This is a genomic window from Cupriavidus sp. 8B, assembly GCF_054589115.1.
Genome location: NZ_BAAILO010000129.1, coordinates 39,663 through 49,800, shown reverse-complemented (window position 1 = coordinate 49,800; position 10,138 = coordinate 39,663). Strand labels below are relative to the sequence as shown.

The 10,138-nt window shown below is 68.0% G+C and carries 9 protein-coding genes and 1 pseudogene; 7 read left to right on the top strand and 3 right to left on the bottom strand.

The genetic code is table 11. The features are described 5' to 3' along the window. Window positions 1-275 precede the first annotated feature (275 nt). A complete protein-coding gene (locus ACYP5B_RS13935; RefSeq protein WP_459570095.1) occupies window positions 276-629 on the bottom strand; it encodes a hypothetical protein in 354 nt (117 codons plus the stop codon). A 175-nt stretch (window positions 630-804) separates the two neighbouring features. On the opposite strand from ACYP5B_RS13935, the gene ACYP5B_RS13930 reads away from it, so the two are divergent. From ACYP5B_RS13930 to ACYP5B_RS13900, 7 genes are all read left to right on the top strand, one after another. Then, the gene (locus ACYP5B_RS13930; RefSeq protein ID WP_459570093.1) at window positions 805-1,863 is read left to right on the top strand and encodes a ligase-associated DNA damage response exonuclease; all 1,059 of its coding nucleotides are present in this window, start codon (window positions 805-807) and stop codon (window positions 1,861-1,863) included. Beyond that, window positions 1,860-3,518: an ATP-dependent DNA ligase gene (locus ACYP5B_RS13925; RefSeq protein ID WP_459570091.1), complete on the top strand. Its 1,659-nt coding sequence runs from the start codon at window positions 1,860-1,862 to the stop codon at window positions 3,516-3,518. The genes ACYP5B_RS13930 and ACYP5B_RS13925 overlap by 4 nt, the downstream gene beginning before the upstream one ends. A 120-nt stretch (window positions 3,519-3,638) precedes the next feature. Further along, window positions 3,639-4,331 (top strand): nitrile hydratase subunit alpha, encoded by a 693-nt coding sequence (gene nthA, locus ACYP5B_RS13920; RefSeq protein WP_459570086.1) that lies wholly within the window; start codon window positions 3,639-3,641, stop codon window positions 4,329-4,331. Next, entirely contained in the window at window positions 4,328-4,999 is a 672-nt protein-coding gene (nthB, locus tag ACYP5B_RS13915) for a nitrile hydratase subunit beta (protein WP_459570084.1), read from the top strand. The genes nthA and nthB overlap by 4 nt, the downstream gene beginning before the upstream one ends. Further along, on the top strand, window positions 4,992-5,387 hold the full coding sequence (locus ACYP5B_RS13910; RefSeq protein WP_459570082.1) for a nitrile hydratase accessory protein: 396 nt from the start codon (window positions 4,992-4,994) through the stop codon (window positions 5,385-5,387). Before nthB ends, ACYP5B_RS13910 begins: the two co-directional genes overlap by 8 nt. 176 nt (window positions 5,388-5,563) lie before the next feature. After that, window positions 5,564-6,160, top strand: a complete 597-nt coding sequence (gene ribA, locus ACYP5B_RS13905; RefSeq protein WP_043355124.1) for a GTP cyclohydrolase II — start codon at window positions 5,564-5,566, stop codon at window positions 6,158-6,160. 131 nt (window positions 6,161-6,291) lie between these two features. Beyond that, the gene (locus tag ACYP5B_RS13900; protein WP_459570078.1) at window positions 6,292-7,638 is read left to right on the top strand and encodes a sensor histidine kinase; all 1,347 of its coding nucleotides are present in this window, start codon (window positions 6,292-6,294) and stop codon (window positions 7,636-7,638) included. A gap of 7 nt (window positions 7,639-7,645) precedes the next feature. Here the strand turns inward: ACYP5B_RS13900 and cqsA are convergent, their stop codons facing one another. Continuing rightward, complete coding sequence (gene cqsA / locus ACYP5B_RS13895) at window positions 7,646-8,974, bottom strand: alpha-hydroxyketone-type quorum-sensing autoinducer synthase (protein ID WP_459570076.1); 1,329 nt, start codon at window positions 8,972-8,974, stop codon at window positions 7,646-7,648. A gap of 315 nt (window positions 8,975-9,289) precedes the next feature. Continuing rightward, a pseudogene (locus ACYP5B_RS13890) lies at window positions 9,290-10,045 on the bottom strand (AraC family transcriptional regulator); the annotation flags it as partial. Between the last annotated feature and the right edge of the window lie 93 nt (window positions 10,046-10,138).

Genomic DNA, 10,138 nt, shown 5'->3' with positions numbered 1-10,138 from the left:
GGCGCGGGCCGGTGAGCTCGACCTGTTCGAACATGTCGGTGACCAGCAGCGCAACGCGCTTGCCGGCAAGCGCGCCGGCGGATGGGTCGGCATGGGGGGTATGGGCTGGTTGCTGGGTCATGTCGGGCTCCTGGAGTCGGTGGGTAGGAATGAAACAGGGGGAAACAGGGCAGGCGGCAGTGCCCGGTCACCGTGTAGCTTTGGCATGCGCTTGTAAATGCGGCGTGCCGCGAGGGGCCCAGGAAGGGCAATGGCAAGGCAGGTTCCGGCGGCACTTACTTGCGCGCCGCCTCGCCGCTGTGTGCCTCGGCGCTCGGCGATGTGCCGCCGCTTGGCCCGGCGTTGCCTGGCGCCTCCACAGCCTTCTGGGGAATCTGGGCGGGCGACGATTGCGCCGAGGTTCCCCCGCCCTTGCCGAAGCGGGCGGCCAGGGTGTCCTGCACCTGCGTCAACGCTTCGACCTGCCGCTTGGCTTCCTCCGCTTCCTTGGCCTTGCGGGCGTCGGCGGCCTGTTGCTGCTCTGGCGAAAGCGGGGGCAGGCGCGCGTGGAGCGGCGCGCTGGCCAGCGCGCCCGCGAGCAGCAAGGCAAGGGCGCCTCCGAGGCGCTTGACGAAAAATCTGGGTGGCATGGACGGCCCTCCTGCGGCGCTGTCGAACACCGGGCAAACGCGGAGCGAAAAACAAACTCCGCTACCGCCAGTGGCAATATCCATGCCCCGCCGGCGCCGGTGTATCGTGGCGCGACGGCCCTTGCCCGGATCTTGCGGCTCTACGCCGGGTCAACCTTGCTTGCGTCACCCCAACATGGACCTCATCGTCGCCCGGCCTGAAGGACTCTATTGCCCGCCTGGAAACTTCTACATCGATCCCTGGCGCCCGGTGGAGCGTGCCGTCATCACCCACGCCCATGCCGATCATGCCCGCCCCGGGCATGGGCGTTACTTGTGCGCCGAACCCGGCCGGGGCGTGATGCTGGCGCGGTTGCCCGGCATCCGGCTCGATACGCTGGCCTACGGCGAGAGCATCAATCACCACGGCGTGCGCCTGAGTCTGCATCCCGCTGGCCACGTGCTCGGCTCGGCCCAGGTGCGGCTGGAATACGGCGGCGAGGTATGGGTCGCCTCGGGCGACTACAAGGTCGAGGCCGACGGCACCTGCGCGCCGTTCGAGCCGGTGCGCTGTGACACCTTCATCACCGAGAGCACCTTTGGCCTGCCGGTCTACCGCTGGCAGCCGCAGGCGCGGATCATGGCCGAGATCCACGCCTGGTGGCGCGCCAATGCCGAGGCGGGCCGCGCCAGCGTGCTGTACTGCTACGCCTTTGGCAAAGCCCAGCGGATCCTGCATGGGCTGGCAGCGGCCGGCGAGGGCCACGGGCCCATCGTCACCCACGGCGCCATGGCCGCGCTCAACGCGGCGTACGAGGCGGCCGGCGTGGCCCTGCCGCCCACCTTGCGCACGACAGATCTGCCTGGCAAGCCGGTGGCCTTCCGCCAGGCCCTGGTGCTGGCGCCGCCGTCCGCCCAGCGCTCCAGCTGGATGCGGCGCTTTGGCGATGCCGCGGATGCCTTCGCCAGCGGCTGGATGCAGTTGCGCGGCACGCGCCGGCGGCGCGGCGTAGACCGTGGCTTCGCGCTGTCGGACCACGCCGACTGGCCCGGGCTGCTGTCCGCCATCGAGGCCACCGGGGCGCAGCGCGTCATCGTCACCCACGGCAATGTGCCGGTGATGGTGCGCTACCTGAACGAAGGTGGCTGGCAGGCGCAGGCGTTCCAGACCGAGTACGGGGACGAGGACGCCGCCGCCGCTGGCGATGCCGAGGCGGCCGCATCTGTTGCCATCGCCGGCGAGGCCCCGGCATGAGGGCCTTCGCCGCGCTCTACGCGGATCTCGACGCCACCACCTCCAGCAACGCCAAGCTGGCCGCGCTGGTAGCCTACCTGCGCGCCGCCTCGCCGCGCGACGCCGCCTGGGCGGTGTACTTCCTGGCCGGCGGCAAGCCGCGCCAGCTGGTGCCGGTGGCGGTGCTGCGCGAACTGGCGCAGACCGCCTCGGGCTTGCCACCCTGGTTGTTCGAGGAAAGCTACCAGATGGTGGGCGACCTGGCGGAGACCATTGCCTTGCTGCTGCCACCCGCGGCTCATACCGACGAAGACGGCCTGGCCGACTGGGTGGAGCAACGCCTGCTGCCGCTGCGGGGCTTGCCGCCCGAGACGCTGCTGCCGCGCCTGGACGCGCTCTGGCAGGTGCTGGACACCCCGGCGCGGCTGGTGTTGTTCAAGCTCATCACCGGCAGCTTTCGCGTGGGCGTGTCGCGGCTGCTGGTCACTCGCGCCCTGGGCGAAGTGGCCGGCATCGACCCCAAGCGCGTGGCCGAACGGCTGGTGGGCTACACGGACCTGTCGGCGCGCCCTGGCCCGCAGCGCTATCTCGCCCTGCTGGCCCCGGTGGGCGGGGAGGGTGCCGAAGCGCGCATTGGCGGCCAGCCGTATCCGTTCTTCCTCGCCCACCCGCTGCAGGCGGACCCGGAGGACTTCGCCACGGTGCTCGGCCCACCGAGGGACTGGCTGGTCGAGTGGAAATGGGACGGTATCCGCGCCCAGGTTGTAAAGCGCGGCGGCGAGACCTGGATCTGGTCGCGCGGGGAGGACCTGATGACCGAGCGCTTTCCGGAACTGGTGGAGATGGCGCGCGGCCTGCCCGACGGCACCGTGCTCGACGGCGAGATCGTGGTCTGGGAAGGGCGCCGCGCGCAGCCGTTCGCGCGCTTGCAGCAGCGCATCGGCCGCAAGAACCTGAGCGCCCGGCTGCTGCGTGAAACCCCGGTGATCCTGCTGGCCTACGACCTGCTGGAATGGCAGGGCGAGGACTGGCGCGCGCGCCCGCACGTCGAGCGTCGCCGCCAGCTGGATTCGCTGGAGGCACGGCACAAGCATCCGGCGCTGGAACTCAGCCCCCTGGTCAGCGCGCCAGACTGGCCGGCCTACGCCCGCCTGCGCGAGGCCTCCCGCGAGATGGGCGTGGAAGGCATGATGCTCAAGCAGGCGGGGGCAGGTTACGGCGCCGGGCGGACCAAGGACACCGGCGTATGGTGGAAGTGGAAGATCGACCCCTACACCGTGGACGCCGTGCTGATCTACGCCCAGCGCGGGCACGGCCGCCGCGCCAGCCTCTATACCGATTTCACCTTCGCCGTCTGGAACGCGCCGGCGGGCAATCCGCAGCGTGCACTGGTGCCCTTCGCCAAGGCGTACTCGGGGCTCACGGACGAGGAGATGCGCCAGGTCGATGCCATCGTGCGCAAGACCACGGTAGAGAAGTTCGGCCCGGTGCGCAGTGTGGCGCCCAGCCTGGTGTTCGAGCTGGGCTTCGAGGGCATTGCCCGCAGCAGCCGACACAGGAGCGGCATCGCGGTGCGCTTCCCGCGCATGCTGCGCTGGCGCACCGACAAGCGCATCGATGACGCGGATACCCTGGCCGTGCTGGAGGCGATGCTGCCCGCCGAGGCGATGGCATGAGCGCAGGCCGCCTCGCTCCGACGGCGCCGGGCGGATTGCCAAGCGCCAAAGGCGCGGCCATACTGGTTGTTTCGCAGTGTCCGTGCCAGAACGATCCCCGAACGATCTCCCAAAACACCGATGCGCCAAGACTCTGCCGACTCGCCTGCCGCTCCCCCGCACGACCATGACCATGACCATGACCATGACCATGACCACGGTGGCAGCACGCTCTCCGAGATGGACCTGCGCGTGCGTGCGCTCGAATCCCTGCTGGTGGAGAAGGGCTATGTCGACCCGGCCGCGCTGGATGTCCTGATCGAGACCTACGAGCAGCACATCGGCCCGCGCAACGGCGCGCGCGTGGTGGCCAAGGCCTGGTCCGACCCGGCCTACAAGGCCTGGCTGCTGGCCGACGCCACGGCTGCGATTGCCTCGCTCGGCTTCACCGGCCGCCAGGGCGAGCACATGATCGTGCTGGAGAACACGCCCGCCACCCACAACATGGTGGTCTGCACCCTGTGCTCCTGCTATCCCTGGCCGGTGCTGGGACTGCCACCGGTCTGGTACAAGTCCGCGCCTTACCGCGCCCGGGCGGTGATCGACCCGCGCGGCGTGCTGCGCGATTTTGGCTTTACCCTGCCGGAGGCGGTGCAGATCCAGGTGTGGGACTCCACCGCCGAGCTGCGCTACCTGGTGCTGCCCATGCGCCCGGCCGGCACCGAGGGCTGGAGCGAGGACGCGCTGGCGGAGTTGGTGAGCCGCGACGCGATGATCGGCACGGGGCTGCTGCGCGACGTCACCGCGCCGGCAACGGCAAAGGAGCCGCAATGAACGGTGGCCAGGACCTTGGCGGCATGCAGGGCTTCGGCTCGGTTCGCCCGGAACCCGATGAGCCGGTGTTCCACGCCGGCTGGGAGCGCCGCATGCTCGCGCTCACGCTCGCCATGGGTGCGGTGGGCAAGTGGAACATCGACACCATGCGCGCGGCCCGTGAAAGCCTGCCTCCGGCGCAGTACCTTGGCAGCAGCTACTACCAGATCTGGTTCGAAGGCCTCAAGGCCATGCTGGTCAAGACCGGCCTGGCCAGCGCGGAGGAAATCGCCAGCGGCGCATCCACCGCGCCGCCACTGCCCCTCGCGCGCATCCTTGGCGCGGATCAGGTGGCCCCGGCCCTGGCGCGCGGCACGCCCAGCGCCCGGCCAGCGCCCGGAGAAGCCCGCTTCCATGTGGGTGACCGGGTACGCACCCGCCAGATGCATCCCGCCGGCCACACCCGGCTGCCGCGCTATTGCCGCGGCCGGCAAGGCGAGATCGTGGCAGTGCATGGCGCCCATGTGTTTCCGGACGCCAGCGCGGCCGGCGCGGGCGACCAGCCGCAGTGGCTCTACACCGTGCGCTTTGCCGCTACCGAGTTGTGGGGCGCCGACACCACCGCGGCGTCGGTCTGCGCGGATTGCTGGGAGTCTTACCTTGACCCGGCGGAGGTGGCCCATGGTTGATCCCAGGACCGCATCGACCGCATCGACCGCGCCGGCGAACCTGCAGGCCATCCGGGCAGCGCTGCCGGCGCTGCCTTGCGACAGCACCGGCCCGGTCTTCCGTGAGCCGTGGGAAGCACAGGCCTTTGCGCTGGCGCTCGCCCTGCATGAGCGCGGCGCCTTTACCTGGACGGAATGGGCGGCCACCCTGTCCCAGGTCATCCGCGAAGCCCAGGCGGGCGGGGACCCAGACAATGGCGAGCATTACTACCGCTTCTGGCTGACCGCGCTGGAGCGGCTCGCGGCTGCCAAGGGCCTGGTCGACGGCGCCGCGCTGCTGGACAGGCGCGACGCGTGGGACGCTGCGGCCCGGCGCACGCCCCACGGCCAGCCGATCGAGCTCGACTAAGAAGGTGCCCGAGGGGCACGTTTGAACGCGACTTTCAGGCCAAAGACACGCCGCTGGCGGGCTCCCGGCTACTTGCCCGCCAGCGATCCGGCCCCGCTCGTGCTACCGTAGCGGACTAGACGCTATCAAGCGCCCCGATGCCGCGCCGCCAAGGCCGGCGCCAAACTCCGACTGACATGAACGACACAGAGATCCAGCTGATCGGCTCGGCCCGCTTGCCGACCCGTTTTGGCGAATTTACCGCCCACGCCTTCAAGGGTGCCGTTTCGGGCATCGAACACCTTGCGCTGAGCGTCGGCGACATCACCGGCGAGGCCGTGCTGACCCGCCTGCATTCCGAATGCCTGACCGGCGACGTGTTCGGCTCGTGCCGCTGCGACTGCGGCGAGCAGCTCGACCTGGCCATGAAGAAGATCGCCGAGGAAGGCCGCGGCATCCTGTTATACCTGCGCGGCCAGGAAGGGCGCGGGATTGGCCTGGGCCACAAGATCCGCGCCTATGCGCTGCAGGACGGCGGGCTCGACACGGTCGACGCCAACCTGGCGCTGGGCCAGGAAATCGACAGCCGCAACTACGCGTTTGCGGCCGACCTGCTGCACCAGTGGGGCGTCAAGTCGATCCGGCTGATGAGCAACAATCCGAAGAAGAAGCAGGCGCTGGAAGCCGCAGGCATCAAGGTGGTCGAGCAGATGCGCCACATCGTGCCGTCCAACGCCGAGAACGAAAAATACCTGGAGACCAAGCGCGAGCGGATGGGGCACCTGCTGGATTGAAACCGGGCGCGGCAAGCCAATGGCGGATTCCAGCCTAAGCTACGAAAAGCGCACAAAGCCGGGAAAAAAGCCGGTGTATCCGGCTACACTTTCGCATCGTTGCCACCATCAGCCATCAGCCGGTTCTCAACATGCTTGCCCAGATTCAACGCAGTTGCGGTGAAAGCGCGATGCGCCTGCGCCGGGTGCTTGCCAGGGAAGTCCATCTCGATATCCGCCAGCCAGCCCAGGTCAAGCGCATCCGCCTGCTGGGGTGGCTCGCCTTTACGGGCTACCCGGCGTTCTACCTGATCTGGAAATTCTGGTTTCCCCAGCCTTACGAGAGCCTGGCCCTGCGGCTGGTGGCCATGGTCCTGTGCCTGCCGCTGATCGTCTCGCGCGACCTGCGCGACAAGAAATGGCTTCCTGCGCATTTTTTGGCGACATTGACGTACAGCTTGTCGTTTTTCTTCGTCTACATGTATTTGATGAATCACGGCAACCTGGTCTGGTCCCAGTCGCTCGTGATCGCCGTCATCATCCTTTTCAACTTCAGCGGCTGGCTGGGTGGCGCCACCTCCCTGGTGGTGGGCACGGCCATGGCGTGGCTGGTCTATAACTTCGTCACGCCGCCGCCGGCTGCAATGCTTGAGGTTAACTGGCCGATGGAGCTGCCGATCATCGGCTTCACCATCTGTACCATCGCTGTGCTGAAGATCGACCAGCGCATCCTGATCCAGGAAAAGCTGGACGGCATGGCGATAGCGCTGGGCACGGTGGCCCATGAGTTGCGCACGCCGATCCGCAGCATCGGCTCCACGGCGCTCGGCATGGGCCGGTACCTGCCGGGGCTGATCCGCTTTTATGAGGAAAACGAGACGCCGGAGAACTCGCTGCACCTGCCACGGGCGCATTTTGGCCTGCTCAAGGATGCGCTGCCGCGGATCCAGTTGGAGGTCGACCGCATGAACCACGGCATCGACGTGCTGCTGGTCAATGCGCGCGCCAAGACCCTGCACGGGCCCAGCGAGCATTTCCTGCTGGGCCAGGCGGTGGACGAGGCGCTCTCCCGCTACCCGTTCGAAGCCGGCCAGCGGGAGCTGGTGCGCGCCGATCTGGAGGAGGATTTCCTGATCCACGCGGACCAGAAGCTGATGGTCATGGTGCTGTTCAACCTGATCAAGAACGCGCTGCACGCGCTGGCGCGAGCAGGGCACGGCGATATCCGGCTGCGGCTGGAGCATGGCACCCGGCGCAACCGGCTGATTTTCCGCGATACCGGCACCGGGGTGCCTGAGCGCGAACTGCCGTCCATCTTCAAGCGCTTCCACACCTATCCGCGCAACGAGGGAACCGGCATCGGCCTGGCTTTTTGCCGGGAGACCCTCGAGGCCTGGGATGGGCGGATCCATTGCAGCTCGGTCGAGCACGAATATACGGAGTTCGTCCTCGAGTTCCCGGCTGCCAAGCCCGGCCCGGGCGGCGGCGCGGCAAGCTGAGCCTGCTTCAGGCCGTGCCGTGCAGCGCTTCGAGGCTGGCTTGCAGCGCGGTCTGCCTGGCCATCGGCGGGCGCGCCACGGGCGTGCGTGGCTTGCGCTGGGTGGAGCGCCAGCCGGCCAGGTTCACCTCATTGCGGATTTCCGCGCAGACCTGGATCAGGCGATCGATTTCCACGGCGGTAAGGTGGGCATGCATGGTCAACCGCATCAGCGCGCGGTCGCGCGCGGTGGCCGGGGCGCAAAAGACGGCGCCAAAGATGCCGCGCGATTGCAAGGCATTGCGCAATACGAGCGTCTGCTCCTCGGTGCCTGACTCCAGCGCGATGATCTGCTCGGATCCCGCCGAGACGTTGTAGCCCAGCCCGGACAGCGCGCGGCGCACGTGAGCCGATACCGCGTGCAGCTGCCTGCGGCGATCGTCCGCCCCGACGATGAAATCCGTGGCGGCGTCGAACCAGGCCAGTTCATGGCTGAGCAGCCCCGAGCTGAAAATGGCCGGGCGCGATTCTGCCGCGAAGTACCCCTTGAACGACGACGGGCAGGTCACCAGGCCGGCACGGCCGCCAAACGCCTTGGCCAGGCTGGCCGTCTGGAAGTGAACCCGCTTCGACAGTCCGAGCTGCGCCACCAGGCCGGCGCCGCCAGGCCCGTGCGTGCCGAGAGAATGTGACTCGTCAACCACGATTACACTGCCGGTGCGCTCCGCTACTTCGACGAAATCGGTCAGCGGGCACAAGCTGCCATTGGTGCTGTAGACGGAATCCACCACGATGATGCCGGGGCCGTCCTTGCGGATCTGGCGCTCGGCGTGCTCGGCGTCGTTGTGCATGAACGGCACGGCACGGGCACGCGCAGCGTGGGCGCCTTCCCACAGCGACATATGGGCCAGCATGTCCAGGTAGACCGGCGTGCGTTCGTTGGCAATGCTCTGCAGCAGGCCCACATTGGCCACCCAGCCGGACTGGCACAGGATGCTGTCCTGGGCGCCGCTGAACTGCGCCAGCTTGCGCTCCAGCCGGCTGGTGGGATTGTCGCCATACTGGAACACCGCCGACATCAGCAACTCGCTATCCGGCCCGCGCATGGCGGCCGTCTGCGCGCGCACCAGCTTGTCTTCGCCGAGCAGGCAAAGATAGTCGTTGCTAGAGAAATGCACCGCGTCGGGCCCGGGTTGCCGGCCGTGCAGCAGGTGGCTGCCGCCCCAGCGCTTCTGTACGCGTTCTACCTCGTGCCCCGCCACCCGCGCGGTGACAAAGTCCGGCCAGGCAGCCACCGCGGCGGCGGCCTGGTGCGACGTACGGCTAGCTTGCAGGCAACCCGCTTCCATATTGCTCATTACATTCCCCTTTGAAGTACTCCGACGAAAGAAAATGGCCGAAACGGCCGATATAGGTCGAGGCAACACAGGTGCTCCCCGCGTCCTTTGTTTGCAATATAGGTTCCGGGGCGGGAGGGCAGCCTGCTGCGCGTCTGATGTTGCGCCGACAGCCTATTCTGACGCGTGTCTGGGATTTCGCCTTGTTCCGTAGCATACAAATGGCGCGGCGATGCCACGCCTAGATGTGGCCGGGGCTTCGACGGGCAAATTGGCAGGCAGCAATGCGGCGGCCAGCGGCTTAGCGGCGGCGGGCTGGCTGCCCATGCCCAGCTGCAAGTATTCAGTTGGGGCGTGGCCCAGCACGCGGCGAAACATGGTCGAGAATGCCGCCGGGCTGTCATAGCCGAAATCCAGGGCAATGCGGGTGACGGCGTCGCCGGCGGCCAGCCGTGACAGGGCCAGGACCACGCAGGCGCGCTGGCGCCATGCCGAGAACGCCATGCCCGTCTGTTCGCGGAAAAACCGGCTGAAGGTCCGGCTGCTCATATGCAGCGCCAGCGCCCAGCGCTGCGGCGAATCATGCGTGTCGGGCTGCCGGAGAAAGGCGTGGCACAGCGGCGCGAGCCGCGCATCGCGCGGCAGCGGAATATGCAAGGGCAGCGCCGTCAAGCCCGCGATCTCGTGCAGCAGCAGGGTGACCAGTGCGCCGTCCCGGCCGTCGGGATCGTAATGCGCGGGCATCTCCACCGCGCCAATCAGCAACTGCCGCATCAAGGCAGATATCCCCACCACCTGGCACGTATCGCCCGGCCCGGGCACGGCGCCGGGCTCGATATACAGGCTGCGCGTGCTGACGCCCAGCATCGTGACCTCATGCGCCATCCCCGGCGGAATCCAGACCGCGCGCTGCGGCGGAACGATCCAGTTGCCATCGCGCGTAGCCACGTGCATCACACCGGTGGCGCCATAGAGCAGTTGCGCGCGGCGATGGGCGTGGCGCGGCAGCAGGTAGCCCTTGGGGTAGTCGGTGCCGATCGCAACCACGGGCCTGGGCACGTGGTCGTAGTCGTCGATGCGGACGTTGAGCATGGAGGGGAAGGGCGGCGGCAGGGGTGGAACGGCCAAATGGCCTAATGTCAGAAGTCTCAATGGCTGAAACACAAACATTATTGACCAATCTTC

Bases quoted from the DNA above. Each gene is read 5' to 3' on its own strand.
- ACYP5B_RS13935 (WP_459570095.1), bottom strand. From the start codon at position 629: ATGCCACCCAGATTTTTCGTCAAGCGCCTCGGAGGCGCCCTTGCCTTG.
- ACYP5B_RS13930 (WP_459570093.1), top strand. From the start codon at position 805: ATGGACCTCATCGTCGCCCGGCCTGAAGGACTCTATTGCCCGCCTGGA.
- ACYP5B_RS13925 (WP_459570091.1), top strand. From the start codon at position 1,860: ATGAGGGCCTTCGCCGCGCTCTACGCGGATCTCGACGCCACCACCTCC.
- nthA (WP_459570086.1), top strand. From the start codon at position 3,639: ATGCGCCAAGACTCTGCCGACTCGCCTGCCGCTCCCCCGCACGACCAT.
- nthB (WP_459570084.1), top strand. From the start codon at position 4,328: ATGAACGGTGGCCAGGACCTTGGCGGCATGCAGGGCTTCGGCTCGGTT.
- ACYP5B_RS13910 (WP_459570082.1), top strand. From the start codon at position 4,992: ATGGTTGATCCCAGGACCGCATCGACCGCATCGACCGCGCCGGCGAAC.
- ribA (WP_043355124.1), top strand. From the start codon at position 5,564: ATGAACGACACAGAGATCCAGCTGATCGGCTCGGCCCGCTTGCCGACC.
- ACYP5B_RS13900 (WP_459570078.1), top strand. From the start codon at position 6,292: ATGCTTGCCCAGATTCAACGCAGTTGCGGTGAAAGCGCGATGCGCCTG.
- cqsA (WP_459570076.1), bottom strand. From the start codon at position 8,974: ATGAGCAATATGGAAGCGGGTTGCCTGCAAGCTAGCCGTACGTCGCAC.